Source organism: Amycolatopsis acidicola (assembly GCF_007713735.2).
Lineage (GTDB): Bacteria > Actinomycetota > Actinomycetes > Mycobacteriales > Pseudonocardiaceae > Amycolatopsis_E > Amycolatopsis_E acidicola.
Genome location: NZ_VMNW02000027.1, coordinates 78,403 through 92,140, shown reverse-complemented (window position 1 = coordinate 92,140; position 13,738 = coordinate 78,403). Strand labels below are relative to the sequence as shown.

At 70.0% G+C, this 13,738-nt stretch carries 19 protein-coding genes; 16 read left to right on the top strand and 3 right to left on the bottom strand.

Annotated elements, in window-relative coordinates:
• Window positions 1–29: 29 nt before the first annotated feature.
• Entirely contained in the window at window positions 30–395 is a 366-nt protein-coding gene (locus FPZ12_RS19625) for a winged helix-turn-helix transcriptional regulator (RefSeq protein ID WP_166462829.1), read from the bottom strand.
• A gap of 88 nt (window positions 396–483) precedes the next feature.
• Here FPZ12_RS19625 and FPZ12_RS19620 point away from each other — a divergent pair, with 88 nt between their 5' ends.
• The 15 genes from FPZ12_RS19620 to FPZ12_RS19555 all read left to right on the top strand — a co-directional run bounded on the left by FPZ12_RS19620 (window position 484) and on the right by FPZ12_RS19555 (window position 10,901).
• Complete coding sequence (locus FPZ12_RS19620; protein ID WP_144746687.1) at window positions 484–1,296, top strand: NAD(P)H-binding protein; 813 nt, start codon at window positions 484–486, stop codon at window positions 1,294–1,296.
• 135 nt (window positions 1,297–1,431) lie between these two features.
• A complete protein-coding gene (locus FPZ12_RS45655) occupies window positions 1,432–1,569 on the top strand; it encodes a hypothetical protein (protein WP_166462828.1) in 138 nt (45 codons plus the stop codon).
• A gap of 9 nt (window positions 1,570–1,578) precedes the next feature.
• Window positions 1,579–1,935: a histidine triad nucleotide-binding protein gene (locus FPZ12_RS19615; protein WP_144746689.1), complete on the top strand. Its 357-nt coding sequence runs from the start codon at window positions 1,579–1,581 to the stop codon at window positions 1,933–1,935.
• A gap of 88 nt (window positions 1,936–2,023) precedes the next feature.
• Window positions 2,024–3,109, top strand: a complete 1,086-nt coding sequence (locus FPZ12_RS19610; protein WP_144746692.1) for a PhoH family protein — start codon at window positions 2,024–2,026, stop codon at window positions 3,107–3,109.
• Window positions 3,110–3,115: 6 nt separating this feature from the next.
• Window positions 3,116–3,658 carry an rRNA maturation RNase YbeY gene (ybeY, locus tag FPZ12_RS19605; protein ID WP_144746694.1) on the top strand — a complete coding sequence of 181 codons (543 nt, stop codon included), beginning with the start codon at window positions 3,116–3,118 and terminating at the stop codon, window positions 3,656–3,658.
• A 4-nt stretch (window positions 3,659–3,662) separates the two neighbouring features.
• Window positions 3,663–4,997: a hemolysin family protein gene (locus FPZ12_RS19600; protein ID WP_144746696.1), complete on the top strand. Its 1,335-nt coding sequence runs from the start codon at window positions 3,663–3,665 to the stop codon at window positions 4,995–4,997.
• Window positions 4,990–5,325: a cytidine deaminase gene (locus FPZ12_RS19595; protein ID WP_144746698.1), complete on the top strand. Its 336-nt coding sequence runs from the start codon at window positions 4,990–4,992 to the stop codon at window positions 5,323–5,325. Before FPZ12_RS19600 ends, FPZ12_RS19595 begins: the two co-directional genes overlap by 8 nt.
• Window positions 5,322–6,215 carry a GTPase Era gene (gene era, locus FPZ12_RS19590; protein WP_144746700.1) on the top strand — a complete coding sequence of 298 codons (894 nt, stop codon included), beginning with the start codon at window positions 5,322–5,324 and terminating at the stop codon, window positions 6,213–6,215. Before FPZ12_RS19595 ends, era begins: the two co-directional genes overlap by 4 nt.
• A gap of 22 nt (window positions 6,216–6,237) precedes the next feature.
• A complete protein-coding gene (locus FPZ12_RS19585) occupies window positions 6,238–6,534 on the top strand; it encodes a CD225/dispanin family protein (protein ID WP_144746702.1) in 297 nt (98 codons plus the stop codon).
• 35 nt (window positions 6,535–6,569) lie between these two features.
• Window positions 6,570–7,328 (top strand): DNA repair protein RecO, encoded by a 759-nt coding sequence (gene recO / locus FPZ12_RS19580; protein WP_144746704.1) that lies wholly within the window; start codon window positions 6,570–6,572, stop codon window positions 7,326–7,328.
• 37 nt (window positions 7,329–7,365) lie between these two features.
• On the top strand, window positions 7,366–8,181 hold the full coding sequence (locus tag FPZ12_RS19575; RefSeq protein ID WP_144746706.1) for an isoprenyl transferase: 816 nt from the start codon (window positions 7,366–7,368) through the stop codon (window positions 8,179–8,181).
• On the top strand, window positions 8,178–8,594 hold the full coding sequence (locus tag FPZ12_RS19570; RefSeq protein WP_144746708.1) for a YbjN domain-containing protein: 417 nt from the start codon (window positions 8,178–8,180) through the stop codon (window positions 8,592–8,594). Before FPZ12_RS19575 ends, FPZ12_RS19570 begins: the two co-directional genes overlap by 4 nt.
• 114 nt (window positions 8,595–8,708) lie before the next feature.
• A complete protein-coding gene (locus tag FPZ12_RS19565) occupies window positions 8,709–9,725 on the top strand; it encodes a permease (RefSeq protein ID WP_166462827.1) in 1,017 nt (338 codons plus the stop codon).
• A gap of 8 nt (window positions 9,726–9,733) precedes the next feature.
• On the top strand, window positions 9,734–10,063 hold the full coding sequence (locus FPZ12_RS19560; RefSeq protein ID WP_144746710.1) for a hypothetical protein: 330 nt from the start codon (window positions 9,734–9,736) through the stop codon (window positions 10,061–10,063).
• A gap of 7 nt (window positions 10,064–10,070) precedes the next feature.
• Window positions 10,071–10,901 (top strand): TIGR03943 family putative permease subunit, encoded by an 831-nt coding sequence (locus FPZ12_RS19555; protein WP_144746712.1) that lies wholly within the window; start codon window positions 10,071–10,073, stop codon window positions 10,899–10,901.
• A gap of 445 nt (window positions 10,902–11,346) precedes the next feature.
• Here FPZ12_RS19555 and FPZ12_RS19550 read toward each other — a convergent pair whose 3' ends face one another.
• Window positions 11,347–11,763 carry a Fur family transcriptional regulator gene (locus FPZ12_RS19550; protein WP_144746714.1) on the bottom strand — a complete coding sequence of 139 codons (417 nt, stop codon included), beginning with the start codon at window positions 11,761–11,763 and terminating at the stop codon, window positions 11,347–11,349.
• On the bottom strand, window positions 11,760–12,140 hold the full coding sequence (locus tag FPZ12_RS19545; protein WP_144746867.1) for an ArsR/SmtB family transcription factor: 381 nt from the start codon (window positions 12,138–12,140) through the stop codon (window positions 11,760–11,762). Before FPZ12_RS19545 ends, FPZ12_RS19550 begins: the two co-directional genes overlap by 4 nt.
• Window positions 12,141–12,288: 148 nt before the next feature.
• Between FPZ12_RS19545 and FPZ12_RS19540 the strand changes: the two genes are divergently transcribed.
• The gene (locus FPZ12_RS19540) at window positions 12,289–13,677 is read left to right on the top strand and encodes a glycine--tRNA ligase (RefSeq protein ID WP_144746716.1); all 1,389 of its coding nucleotides are present in this window, start codon (window positions 12,289–12,291) and stop codon (window positions 13,675–13,677) included.
• The last annotated feature ends 61 nt before the right edge of the window (window positions 13,678–13,738 follow it).

Here is a 13,738-nt window from a genome sequence, read left to right as displayed (position 1 = left end):
CCCCAAAACCCTGCCACCCCAACAAAAAATCATCGCGCATCGTAGGCGCGCCTGGCCTCCTCGACCTTCGCCAGGTTCGGCGACCAGGCCGTGAGTGCGGCGAAAAGCGGGGAAAGGCTGCGCCCCAGCGGGCTGATTTCGTATTCCACCCTGGGCGGCACTTCGGCGTGGTAGGTGCGCACGACCAGACCGTCCCGTTCGAGGCGGCGCAGGCGTTCGGTCAGGACTTTCGGGGTGATAGTGCTGATGCGCCGCTCCAGTTCCACGAAGCGCTGCCGGCCGAACTCGTTGAGTGTCCACAGGATCGGCGTCGTCCACCGGCTGAACACCACATCCACCACCGGCGCGATCGGGCACGCCAGCTCCGGCGCCACCCCCGCTGTGGCCTCAGTCACGGAACCCCCCACTTTCCTCTAGGTACCTACTAGCCCCACGACAGTAGCGTCGCCGTCACGACCACCGAAACCCCTGGAAGGAACCGGAATGATCGTCGTGACAGGTGCGACCGGCAACGTCGGGCAGCCCCTCGTGAAAGCCCTTGCGGACAGTGGCGCCGCGGTCACCGCCGTGTCCCGCAAGGCCGCCCAAGTACCGGCCGGAGTACGCCACCACCAAGCTGACCTTGCCGAGCCGGACAGCCTCCCGCTCGACGGCGCCGAAGCCCTGTTCCTGCTGACCTCCGCCGAGTTCCTCGCCAGCGGGGACTTGACCGGTGTTCTGCGGGCGGCGGGCGCGGCCGGGGTGCGGCGCACAGTTTTGCTGTCCTCACAAGGGGTCGGGACGTTCCGGCACCCCGCGGTGCACGAGGAGGCCGTCCGGCAGGGGAGTCCGGAATGGACGATCCTGCGGGCGTCGGGCTTCCAGTCCAACGCGTTCCAGTGGGCGGAATCCGTCCGTGCGCGGCGTGAGGTCGCGGCACCGTTCGGTGACGTGGCGTTGCCGAACATCGACCCCGCGGATATCGCCGCCGTCGCCGCGGCCGTGCTCCGCGAGCCCGGCCACGATGGCCGCACCTACACGCTCACCGGGCCCGCCCCGATTTCTCCCCGGCAGCAAGCAGAAGCCATCGGCGCGGCGATCGGCGAACCCGTCCGCTTCATCGAGCAAAGCCGCGAAGAAGCGCGCGCGGCGATGCTGCACTTCATGCCCGAGCCGGTCGCCGAAGCCACTCTCGACATCCTCGGCCGCCCCACCCCCGCCGAACGACAGGTGAGCCCAGACGTCGAGCGAGTGCTCGGCCGCGGTCCCCGCCCGTTCTCCGGCTGGGCGGCCAGGTTCGCCCCCGCTTTCCGTTGAACAGCAAGGAAAACGAAAGTTCTCGGCTCCTGGATCCATTACCGCGAGAGCGGAACCGGCACGCCCGTCGTGTTCCCGCACGGCAATCCATGGGGGACTCCGGGAGCCCGGAAATCGATTGCTCTTTCGCCGACCATGCCCGGCCGGGTCCGCGGCATCGCCTTCACCGAGGCGATCGTGAAACCGGTGCTGGTCGCCGGGCACGACACGCCGGGGAACCGGCCGGCGGCGATCGCGGCGACCCTGGCCGCCTGGCTCGCCGAGCACGGATAGGGTGCCGGTATGAGTGACGCGGAAACGCTGTTCGAGCGCATCATCGCCGGGGAGATCCCCTCCGACAAGGTCTACGAGGACGAGACCACGTACGCGTTCCGGGACATCCATCCGCAGGCGAGGGTGCACGTACTCGTGGTGCCCAAGAAGCGGTACCGGAACGTGGCGGAACTCGCCGCCGCCGACCCGGGGCTGCTCGCCGACGTGATCGCCGCGGCGCGCGAAGTGGCTGTTCTGGAGGGAATTTCGGAGTCCGGTTACCGCGTTGTGTTCAATACGGACAGTGATGCCGGGCAGACCGTTTTCCACGTGCACGCGCACGTGCTGGGCGGCGAACAGCTCGGCCTGTTCGGGCGGCACGAGTAACCACCTGCGACGAGTGGGCCCGTGCCGCTAGCATCATGGTGTCAGCACAGCCGACGAGCGCATGCGCAGAAAGCAGGCCCGAACGCACGTGGCCCGAACCGCACAGGGTGGAGCCGCCCGATCCGACGTCCCGGCGGACGTCCCGGAGAGCGACCCCACGGACGTCACCGAGATGGCCACGCAGAGTGCCCAGTCCCGGTTCCCCATCCCGGATTCGGCGGCGCTGACGCTGCTCGGCTCGCGCGACGAGAACCTCCGCGTCGCCGAGGAGCTCCTCGAAGCCGACGTGCACGTCCGGGGCAACGAGGTCACCCTCACCGGTGCCCCGGCGGACGTCGCGTTCGGTGAACGCGTCTTCGCCGAACTGGTCACGCTCGCCGGGCGCGGCCAGCAGGTCGGCCCGGACACGGTGCGCCGCACGGTGGGCATGCTTTCGGCAGGCTCGAAGGAGTCCCCGGCCGAAGTGCTGAGCATGGACATCCTGTCCCGGCGCGGCCGCACCATCCGCCCCAAGACGCTGAACCAGAAGCGCTACGTCGACGCGATCGACAAGCACACCATCGTCTTCGGCGTCGGCCCGGCAGGCACCGGCAAGACGTACCTCGCGATGGCGAAGGCCGTGCAGGCGCTGCAGGCCAAGCAGGTCACCCGGATCATCCTCACCCGGCCCGCGGTCGAGGCGGGGGAGCGGCTGGGCTTCCTGCCCGGCACGCTGTCCGAGAAGATCGACCCCTACCTGCGCCCGCTCTACGACGCGCTGCACGACATGGTCGACCCGGAGTCGATCCCGCGGCTGATCCAGGCAGGCACGATCGAGATCGCGCCGCTGGCCTACATGCGCGGCAGGACCCTCAACGACGCGTTCATCATCCTCGACGAGGCGCAGAACACCACGCCGGAGCAGATGAAGATGTTCCTGACCCGGCTCGGGTTCGGCTCGAAGATCGTCGTCACCGGCGACGTCACCCAGGTCGACCTGCCGTCGGGGCAGCGCAGCGGACTGCGCGTCGTCCGCGACATCCTCGAGGGCGTGGACGATCTGCACTTCGCCAACCTCACCAGCCACGACGTGGTCCGCCACCGGCTCGTCGGCGACATCGTCGACGCGTACGAAAAGTGGCAGGCCACCCAGGACGCCAGCAATGGCAACGGTCACGGAAAGGGCCGTCGCTGACCCATCATGAGTATCGAGATCGCCAACGAATCCGGAATCGCCGTCGACGAAACGTCGATCGTTTCCGCTGCCCGGTTCGCGCTGGACCGGATGGAGGTCAGCCCGCTGGCCGAGCTGTCGATGGTGCTCGTCACCCTCGACGTCATGTCCGACCTGCACGAACGCTGGATGGACCTGCCCGGCCCGACCGACGTGATGGCCTTCCCGATGGACGAGCTGGAATCCTCCCGCCGTCCCGACGCCGGTGACGCTTCCCCGGCGCTGCTGGGGGACATCGTGCTGTGCCCGGCGTTCGCCAGGGACCAGGCGCGCACGGCGGGCCACTCGCTCGTCGACGAGCTGCACCTGCTCACCGTGCACGGGGTGCTGCACCTGCTCGGCTACGACCACGCCGAGCCCGCCGAAGAGCGTGAGATGTTCGGGCTGCAGAAGCGCATCCTGGCCGACTTCAAGTCCGCGATGGCGGCCGCGCGACGGCGCGACCAGCAGCGCAGCGCCGACGACCGGCTGCTCGGCGCAGCCGGTCTCGACGCCATAGACGACAGCTAGCGCGATGGCGAGTTCCGCATCCCTGCTGGTCCTCGCCGTGGTGCTGGTCCTGCTCGCCGGGGTGTTCGCGGCCGCCGACGCGGCGGTCAGCACCGCGTCACCGGCGCGCGTGGACGGGCTCATCCGGCTCGGCAAACCGGGGTCGCGCCAGCTCTCGATCGTGCTCGCCGAGCGGCGCCGGCACCTGAACCTCATCCTGCTGCTGCGGATGATCTGCGAGCTGACCGCGACGGTCCTGGTCACCGTGGTGTTCCTGCGCTGGATCCACCCGGAGTGGCTCAGCGTGCTCGTCACCGCCGTGGTCATGGTCGTGACCGCCTACGTCGCGGTCGGCGTCGGCCCGCGCACCATCGGCCGCCAGCACCCGTACCGCGTCGGCGCGCTCGTGGCCGGGCCGGTCCGCGTCCTCGGCACGGTGCTCGGCCCCCTGTCGCGGCTGCTGATCATCATCGGTAACGCGATCACGCCCGGCCAGGGTTTCCGCGAGGGCCCGTTCAGCACGGAGGTCGAGCTGCGCGAGCTGGTGGACCTGGCGCAGGAGCGCGGCGTCGTGGAACCGGGCGAGCGCGAGATGATCCACTCGGTGTTCGAGCTCGGGGACACGGTCGCGCGCGAGGTCATGGTGCCGCGCACCGAGATCGTGTGGATCGAGCAGGACAAGACGGTGCGCCAGGCGCTGGCGTTGTCCTTGCGCACCGGGTTCACCCGCATCCCGGCGATCGGTGAGTCGGTGGACGACATCGTCGGCGTGCTGAACCTGAAGGACCTCATGCGCGCCGCGCTCGACGACGGCTCCGCCACGCCGGTCTCCGAGCTGATGTACCCGGCGTCGTTCGTGCCGGACTCGAAACGCCTCGGCGACCTGCTGCGCGAGATGCAGGTTTCGCACAACCACATGGCGATCGCGGTCGACGAGTACGGCGGCACCGCGGGCCTGCTGACCATCGAGGACATCCTCGAGGAGATCGTCGGCGAGATCACCGACGAGTCCGACCTGGAGGAACGCCCGCCGGTCGAGCACCTCGACGACAAGTCGGTGCGTGTTTCGGCGCGGCTCGGCGTCGACGACCTCGGCGAGCTGTTCGGCCTGGAGCTGGAAGACCACGACGTGGAGACCGTCGGCGGCCTGCTCGCGCAACGGCTCGGCCGGGTCCCGCTGCCCGGCGCGGAGGCCGAGGTGGGCGGGCTGCGGCTGCACGCCGAGGGCGGCAAGGACCGCCGGGGCCGGATGCGGATCACCACCGTGGTGGTACGGGCGGAGGACGACGCCATCGCCGGACGTAGGGTGCGTACCGGCAACAACGGTGAAGCACGAGATGGGAGCCTGGACGATGTCTGACCTGGACCCGGAGGACGAGAAGATCGTCATCCTCGCCCGTTCGGCCAGGGCCAGGACCCAGGCCGCCGAGGGAGCCGCGGTGCGCGACACCGACGGCCGCACGTACGCGGCGGTCACCATCGACCTGCCCTCGTTCCAGATCACCGCGATGCAGGCGGCCATCGCCGCCGCCGTGTCCAGCGGAGCGGAGGGCCTGGAAGCCGCCGCGCTCGTCACGTCCGAGCCGTTCGTCGTGGGCGCGTCGGTGCAGGCGGTCCGGGATCTGTCCGGCACGGCGCCGATCATCCGCGCCGACGCCAAGGGCGAAGTGCAGGAAGTGGTGCGGTGACCCACCGTTCGGGGTTCGCCTGTTTCGTCGGCAGGCCCAACGCGGGCAAGTCGACGCTGACCAACGCGCTGGTCGGCACCAAGGTCGCGATCACGTCCAGCAAACCGCAGACCACCCGGCACGCGATCCGCGGCATCGTGCACCGCGAGGACGCGCAGCTGGTCATCGTGGACACGCCGGGGCTGCACCGGCCGCGCACCCTGCTCGGCGAGCGGCTCAACGACCTCGTGTACTCGACGTGGTCCGAAGTGGACGTCGTCGGATTCTGCGTGCCGGCCAACGAAAAGATCGGGCCCGGCGACAAGTTCATCGCGGGCGAGCTGCGCAAGATCGCGAAGCGCACCCCGGTGATCGGCGTCGTCACCAAGACCGATCTGGCGAGCCAGCAGCAGGTCGCCGAGCAGCTCCTCGCGTTGCAGGAGGTGCTGGACTTCGCCGAGCTGGTCCCGGTTTCCGCCGTGGACGGGTTCCAGGTGAAGACGCTGGAGGACCTGCTCGTCGCGCGGCTGCCGGAGGGCCCGCAGCTGTACCCGGACGGCGAGCTGACCGACGAGCCCGAGCAGACCCTGGTGGCCGAGCTGATCCGCGAGGCCGCGCTCGAGGGCGTGCGCGACGAGCTGCCGCACTCGATCGCCGTCACGGTCGAGGAGATGCTGCCGCACGAGGGCCGCGACGACATGATCGACGTGCACGCCTTCCTGTACGTGGAACGGCCCAGCCAGAAGGGCATCATCCTGGGGCACAAGGGTGAGCGGCTGCGCAAGGTCGGTTCGGAGGCGCGGCGGCACATCGAGGCCCTGCTGGGCAGCAAGGTGTACCTCGACCTGCACATCAAGGTCGCCAAGGAATGGCAGCGCGATCCGAAACAGCTGCGGCGCCTGGGTTTCTGACACCGGACGGCTTGGGGGAGTCATGGGTTATCCGTACGGGCCGCCGCCGGGCCACTACGGCGGTTACGGCTATCAGCAGCAGGTGCCGGAGATCCCGAGCTACAAGGGCTGGGCGATCTTCACGCTGTTCTGCGGGTTCGTGTTCGGCGTGGCCGCGCTGGCGAAGGCCAACGAGGTGGAGATGGCCAGGCAGCGCGGCGACTTCCCGCGTGCCTGGCAGGCGTCCAAGAGCGTCAAGGCGCTGTGCGTCATCGGCAATGTCTTCGGCCTCCTGGCGTACACCGCGTTCCTCGCGTGGATCATCATCCTGGTGTCCTGACGGCTTTTGTCGGTGCGGGATGAGACCATGAGCACGTGAGCCTCTATCGCGATACCGGTGTGGTGCTGCGCGTGCACAAGCTGGGGGAGGCCGACCGCATCATCACCCTGCTCACCCGGCGGCACGGCAAGGTGCGCGCGGTGGCCAAGGGCGTGCGCCGCACCAGCTCCCGTTTCGGTGCCCGGCTGGAGCCCTTCGGCCATGTCGACGTGCAGTTCTACACCGGCCGCACGCTGGACGTGATCACCCAGGTGCAGACGGTGGACGCGTTCGCGCTGCCCCTGGTCGGGGACTACCAGCGCTACACCGCGGCCAGCGCGATAGCCGAGACGGCGGACAGGCTCACCGCGGAGGAGGGCGAGCCGGCGCTGCGGCTGTACCTGCTGGTCACCGGCGCGCTGCGGGCGCTGGCCGACGGGCAGCGGGATTCCTCACTGGTGCTCGACGCGTTCCTGCTGCGGGCGATGGCCTTCGCGGGCTGGGCGCCGGCGATCACCGAATGCGCCCGCTGCGGGCAGCCGGGCCCGCACCCGGCGTTCAACGTGCAGGCCGGCGGGTCGATGTGCGGGGACTGCCGGGCGCCCGGTTCGGTGCACCCGGCGCCGGAGGTGCTGGTGCTGCTGGAGTCCTTGCTGCACGGCGATTGGGACGTCGCGGAAGCGTCGGTGGGCACCACCCGCCGGGACGCGAGTGGCCTGGTGGCGGCGCATCTGCAGTGGCACCTGGAGCGCCAGCTGCGGTCGCTGCCGCTGGTGGAGCGACGGGCCCGAGAGGTCGCCGCCGGGGGCAAGTAGGGTCGTTGCGGACCCTTACCCACGGGAGGCGAATCAGGTGCTGCGCAGGGGACGCCAGGCGACGACGGCGGAATTGAGGGCACCGGATCCACATCCGTCCGGGGCGCGGCCGCCGGAGATCCCCGCCGAACTGGTGCCGAAGCACGTCGCGCTGGTGATGGACGGCAACGGCCGCTGGGCGAACCAGCGTGGCCTGCCGCGGATCGAGGGACACAAACGCGGCGAGGCCGTGATGATCGACGTCGCCAGCGGCGCGGTCGAGCTCGGCGTGAAATGGCTTTCCGTGTACGCGTTCTCCACGGAGAACTGGAAGCGCAGCCCCGAAGAGGTGCGCTTCCTGATGGGCTTCAACCGCGACACCATCCGCCGCCAGGTCGACTACCTCGGCTCGATCGGCGTGCGCATCCGCTGGGCCGGGCGCACGCCGAAGCTGTGGCGCAGCGTCATCAAGGAGCTGCAGGCCGCCGAGGAGAAGACCAAGCACAACACGCTGCTGAACATGACGATGTGCGTGAACTACGGCGGGCGGGCCGAGATCGCCGACGCCACGCGCACGATCGCGAAGCTCGCCGCCGAGGGCAAGATCAACCCGGACAAGATCGACGAGAAGACCCTCGCGAAGTACATGTACCAGCCCGAGATGCCGGACGTGGACCTGTTCCTGCGGCCATCGGGCGAGCTGCGCACCTCGAACTTCATGCTGTGGCAGTCGGCCTACGCGGAGTTCGTCTTCCAGGACACGCTGTTCCCGGACTTCGACCGCCGTCAGCTGTGGGCGGCCTGCCTGGAGTTCGCCCGACGCGACCGCCGGTTCGGCGGAGCGATCGACGCCGCTTCGAAAGGGGCTTCATGAGCACGGAGGCGGCGGACACCGCGGAATTGCTGGCGCGGGCACGCGAGGCGCTCGAGCGCTATCTCGAGGTGCACGTCGACGACGACGGAGCGCTGACGTTCTCCCACAAGGGCGTGCCGTGTGTGATCCAGGCGACGCAGCTGGCCGAGGGGCTCACGGTGCTGAGCCTGACCTGCGTGATCGCGTGGGATCTTGCGGACAGCCCGGATCTCGCGGCGTCGGCGGCCGAGCGCGCGGGGCAGGGGTTGTTCGGGACGCTGGGCGTCACGCACGGCGAGCGCGGGATGGATCTGACCCTGCGATACGCGTTTCCCGCGCAGGGGCTGGATTCCGCGGCGCTGGGCACGTTGCTGATGCTCGTCATTTCGACGGCTTCGCAGCTGCGCGCTGAGCTGCTCCCGGCGGACGGCTGAGCCCGCGCGTCTTCGTCACCTTTCGGGTGACTTGTGAATTCCCTGGTCAGCTCTGGTCGGCCTTGGCGCCCACCGGGTCCGGAACTGTCGGTGCCCGCTGGCATCATCGGGCGCGTGGAAGTCACGACCGAACCGCCGCGCGAGGAGCAGGCCCCGCCGCGCCGCCGCCGCATCACCTCCATCGAGGTGCTGTGCGCGCTGCTCGTCGTCGCGATACTGGCGCAGTCGTGGCTGCAGGACGTGCTCGATGTGCCCGCGTTGCGCACCGGGTCCACGGTGTTCGTCGCGGTCTGCGTGCAGGCGCTGCCGTTCCTGGTGCTGGGGGTGCTGATCTCGGGGGCGATCGCGGCTTTCGTGCCGGCGCGTGTGCTGCGGAAAGTGTTGCCCCGCAACACATCCGCTGCGGTCGGGGTGGCCGGGCTCGCCGGGGTCGCGTTGCCGGGCTGTGAATGCGCTTCGGTTCCGGTGGCGCGGCGGCTGATCGGGCAGGGGGTCGCGCCGGCCGCGGCGCTGACGTTCCTGCTCGCCGCGCCCGCGGTGAACCCGGTGGTGCTGGTGGCCACCGCGGTCGCTTTCCCGGGCAAGCCCGAGATGGTGCTGGCGCGGTTTCTCGGTTCGCTCGCCACGGCGGTCGTGATGGGCTTGTTGTGGGCGCGCTGGGGCAAACTCGACTGGATCGTGCGGCGCGCGCTGGAGCGTATGCCGGACGCGGAAGGCGGGCGGTGGCGCGTTTTCGCGGAGACGGCGCGCACGGATCTGGTGGAGTCCGGCGGTTTTCTCGTGCTGGGGGCGCTGATCTCGGCGGCGCTCGGGGTGCTGGTGCCGCAGTCGTGGTTCGACGTGCTGGGCGGGCAGTTGGTGCTCGGCGTGCTCGTGATGGCGGTGCTCGCGGTGGTGCTGGCTTTGTGCAGCGAGGCCGACGCGTTCGTGGCCGCTTCGCTGACTGCGTTGCCGTTGCTGCCGAAGCTGGTTTTTCTCGTGGTGGGGCCCGCGGTGGACGTGAAGCTGTTCGCCTTGCACGCGGGCACTTTCGGCCGTCGTTTCGCGGTGCGCTTCGCCCCGGTCACGTTCGTCGTCGCGGTGTGCTGCGCGGTGGCCGTCGGCGCGGTGCTGATCGGGGGCGCGCGATGAGGCCGCGGATGGCTTTCACGGCGGTCGTGCTGGGGATGGCCGGTGTGGTTTTCTCGGTTTCCGCGTGGGTGCTGTGGGCGTTGATCCGGCCCGGTTCGGCCGGGGCGCAGCCGAACTCGCTGACGGTGATCTTGGCGCTGCTGCTGGGCGCGGTGTGGTTGCTGGTCGTGATGGTGGCGGGGCTGGCGGTCGTTTTCGGTGGGCTGGCGTGGCGGTCCGGTCCGCCCGCGCTGTGGGGGCTGGGGCTGGGCGTGCTCAGCGGGCTGCTGTCCCTTGGCGGGGCGATCGTCTTCGCCGTGACCGTCGCGAACTGGTCGTTCGCGGGCAAGGCCGGGTGAGGCGAGAGTGCGTCGGGAGACTCAGAACGTGCTGCTCGTGCTGCTCGGCGGGGCGCTGCTCAAGATCGGCATCACGGGGGACTACCTGCGGTACGTGAAGCCCGCGCAGCTGCCGTGGCTGCTGGCCGGGGGAGCGGTGGTGTTGCTCCTCGGCGCCGTCGCCATCGTGCGCGACGTGCTCGCCGCCCGCGCGCTCCCTCAGGGCGAGGATGAGGCCGTGCTTGGGGATGGGGCTGGTGATGGCGAGCGGCTCGGCGATGCGCAGGAGCTCGATGATCGAAGCGGGCCAGCCCATGGCGATGGGCTAGCTCCTGTGCACGGTCACGGGGATGGCCACGGCCACCACCATGCTGCGCGGGCCGCGTGGCTGCTGGTGCTGCCGGTGCTCGCGGTCTTCCTGATCGCGCCCCCGGCTTTGGGCGCGGACTCGGTCACCCGCACCGAAGCGCGGGCCCCGGCACAGGACAAGGCGGCCTTCCCACCCCTGCCCGCGGGCGAAGTCGTACCGCTGACGATGACGCAGTTCGTGGCGCGCGCGGGCTGGGACGCGTACGGCTCGCTGAACGGGCGCAAGGTCCTGCTCACCGGTTTCGTCACGCACAGCAAGGGTTCCACGCTGCTCGCGCGCATGGTGATCACCTGCTGCGCGGCCGACGCGTACCCGCTGACGGTCAGACTCACCAGCCCGGAAGCGGCGCGCTTCGCCGACGACACCTGGCTCCAGGTCACCGGCGAAGTCGTCCCCGGCACCGCCAAGGAGGCGAACCGCTACACCCCGGACGTCACGGTCTCGACGCTGCACCGGATCCCGCAACCCCAGGACCCTTACGAGGACTGACTTTCCGAGGGCTTGAACACGCTCGCGTGCCCGACGCACGCACCCGCGCGAGCCGCCAGCACGCGAGCCCACTTGGCCGATGCGCCGGCGGGAGCTGCCAACACGCGAGCCCACTTGGCCGATGCGCCGGCGGGAGCTGCCAACACGCGAGCCCACTTGGCCGGTGCGCCGGCGGGAGCTGCCAACACGCGAGCCCACTTGGCCGGTGCGCCGGCGGGAGCTGCCAACACGCGAGCCCACTTGGCCGGTGCGCCGGCGGGAGCTGCCAACACGCGAGCCCACCTGGCCAACGCACCGACGGGAGCCGCCAACACGCCCGCGCGCCCGGCCAACACGCCCGCGCGCCCGGCCAACACGCCCGCGCGCCCAGCAAACTCACCAACGGGGGCGGTCAACTCACCAGCCCGCCCGGCAAACACGCCCGCCCGAGCCGACCGCCCCGGCGTTACGAAGAGCGGCGCAGGGCGGCGCAGTCGGCGCAGGTGCCGACGATCTCGACGGTGTGTGTGATGTCGGAAAACCCGTTCCCCGACGCCACCTTCTCCGCCCACCGCTCCACGGCGGGCCCTTCCACCTCGACCGTCCGCCCGCAGTGCCGGCACACCAGGTGGTGATGGTGGTGCGCCGAGCAGCGCCGGTAGATCGCCTCGCCGCTGGAGGTGCGCAGCACGTCGATCTCCCCGGCCTCGGACAGCGACTGCAGCGTCCGGTACACCGTGGTCAGCCCGATCCCGTCGCCGCGTTTGCGCAGCTCGTCGTGCAGTTCCTGGGCCGAGCGGAACTCGTCGATCTCGGCCAGCAGCTCCACCACGGCCGCCCGCTGCTTGGTGGCGCGGCGGCCGGGGACCGGTGCGAGGCTCACTTACCCTCCTGTGCGTGTGCGACGGCGTCGACGACGATGTGTGCCAGGTGATCGTCCACCAGCCGGTACACGACCTCGCGCCCGCGTCGTTCACCGTGCACCACGCCCGCCGCCTTGAGCACCCGCAGATGCTGGCTGATCAGCGGCTGCGCGACGGAAAGCGCGTCCACCAGCTCGTGCACGCAGCGGCCACCGTCGTGCAGCTGCAGCACGATCGCGATCCGCACCGGCGCGGCCAGCGCCCGCAGCAGCTCCCCGGCTTCGGCCAGGGTCGCGGCCGGTGGCGCGGGGACGGCGGGCGCCCCCGCCCGGCCCGAATGCACCTCGTCGGTCACCCCGCCCAGGTCCGCGTCCGCGTCCGGGTTCGCCGTCGGCATGTCGATCTCCAGCCTGTCGTCGGGGTCTGCCCCCATCCTAGTGGTCGCTAAGCGGTACCCGGCCGATCTGTCAAGCCCCCCGCCGTCCTGGGCGGACGGGCCGGATACGCTGGACCAAATCAACACCCTCGGCCCTGGAGAGCGTGGAGTGCCCGCGAACACCATCGAAACCGTCGTCAGCTTGTGCAAGCGCCGTGGCTTCGTCTTCCCCAGCGGGGAGATCTACGGCGGTACCCGCTCGGCGTGGGACTACGGGCCGCTCGGGGTCGAGCTCAAGGAGAACATCAAGCGCCAGTGGTGGAAGACCATGGTGCAGAGCCGTGAGGACGTCGTCGGCCTCGACTCGGCCGTGATCCTGCCCCGCAAGGTGTGGGAGGCATCCGGCCACGTCGAAGCGTTCGTCGACCCGCTGGTGGAGTGCCTTTCCTGCCACCGCCGCTTCCGCGCGGACCACCTGCAGGAGGAGTTCGAGGAGCGCACCGGCAAGCAGTTCGCCGAGGGCGACCTGTCCGAGGTGCCCTGCCCCAACTGCGGCACCCGCGGCCAGTACACGGCCCCGCGCAGCTTCAACGGGCTGCTCAAGACCTACCTCGGCCCGGTGGAGTCCGAGGAGGGCCTGCACTACCTGCGCCCGGAGACGGCGCAGGGCATCTTCGTGAACTTCCTCAACGTGCAGACCGCGTCGCGCAAGAAGCCGCCGTTCGGCATCGGCCAGATCGGCAAGTCCTTCCGCAACGAGATCACGCCGGGCAACTTCATCTTCCGCACCCGCGAGTTCGAGCAGATGGAGATGGAGTTCTTCGTCGAGCCGGGCGAGGACGAGACCTGGCACCAGTACTGGATCGACCTGCGCACCGACTGGTACACGGGTCTCGGCATCAAGCGGGACAACCTGCGCCACTACGAGCACCCGAAGGAAAAGCTGTCCCACTACTCGAAGCGCACGGTGGACATCGAGTACCGCTTCGAGTTCTCCGCCGGCCAGGAGTGGGGTGAGCTCGAGGGCATCGCGAACCGCACGGACTTCGACCTCACCACGCATTCGAACCACTCGGGCGTGGACCTGTCCTTCTTCGACCAGTCCACCGGGCAGCGCTACCGGCCGTTCGTCATCGAGCCGGCAGCCGGCGTGGGCCGCCCGATGATGGCGTTCCTGCTCGACGCCTACGCCGAGGACGAGGCGCCCAACGCCAAGGGCGGCGTGGACAAGCGCGTCGTGCTCCGGCTCGACCGCCGCCTCGCGCCGTTCAAGGCCGCCGTGCTTCCCTTGTCCCGCAACGCCGATCTCACCCCGAAGGCCAGGGACGTCGCGGCCACGCTGCGCCAGCACTGGAACGTCGACTTCGACGACGCGGGCGCGATCGGCCGCCGCTACCGCCGCCAGGACGAGATCGGCACGCCGTTCTGCGTGACGGTGGACTTCGACTCGCTGGAGGACCAGGCCGTCACGGTCCGCGAGCGCGACTCCATGACACAGGAGCGCGTCGCGATGGACAAGCTCGAGGGATACCTGGCGAGCCGCCTGATCGGCTGCTGAGACCACGAAAACCGGCGCCGCCGTCCCGTTTCGCGGGGCGGCGGCGTTTTCGTGTCCGCGC

Excerpts from the sequence above, each read along its gene's own strand:
- FPZ12_RS45655 (WP_166462828.1), top strand. The coding sequence starts at position 1,432 with ATGCCCGGCCGGGTCCGCGGCATCGCCTTCACCGAGGCGATCGTGAAA.
- ybeY (WP_144746694.1), top strand. The coding sequence starts at position 3,116 with ATGAGTATCGAGATCGCCAACGAATCCGGAATCGCCGTCGACGAAACG.
- FPZ12_RS19560 (WP_144746710.1), top strand. The coding sequence starts at position 9,734 with ATGGCTTTCACGGCGGTCGTGCTGGGGATGGCCGGTGTGGTTTTCTCG.
- FPZ12_RS19620 (WP_144746687.1), top strand. The coding sequence starts at position 484 with ATGATCGTCGTGACAGGTGCGACCGGCAACGTCGGGCAGCCCCTCGTG.
- FPZ12_RS19545 (WP_144746867.1), bottom strand. The coding sequence starts at position 12,140 with ATGCCGACGGCGAACCCGGACGCGGACGCGGACCTGGGCGGGGTGACC.
- FPZ12_RS19595 (WP_144746698.1), top strand. The coding sequence starts at position 4,990 with ATGTCTGACCTGGACCCGGAGGACGAGAAGATCGTCATCCTCGCCCGT.
- FPZ12_RS19600 (WP_144746696.1), top strand. The coding sequence starts at position 3,663 with ATGGCGAGTTCCGCATCCCTGCTGGTCCTCGCCGTGGTGCTGGTCCTG.
- FPZ12_RS19615 (WP_144746689.1), top strand. The coding sequence starts at position 1,579 with ATGAGTGACGCGGAAACGCTGTTCGAGCGCATCATCGCCGGGGAGATC.
- FPZ12_RS19570 (WP_144746708.1), top strand. The coding sequence starts at position 8,178 with ATGAGCACGGAGGCGGCGGACACCGCGGAATTGCTGGCGCGGGCACGC.
- FPZ12_RS19585 (WP_144746702.1), top strand. The coding sequence starts at position 6,238 with ATGGGTTATCCGTACGGGCCGCCGCCGGGCCACTACGGCGGTTACGGC.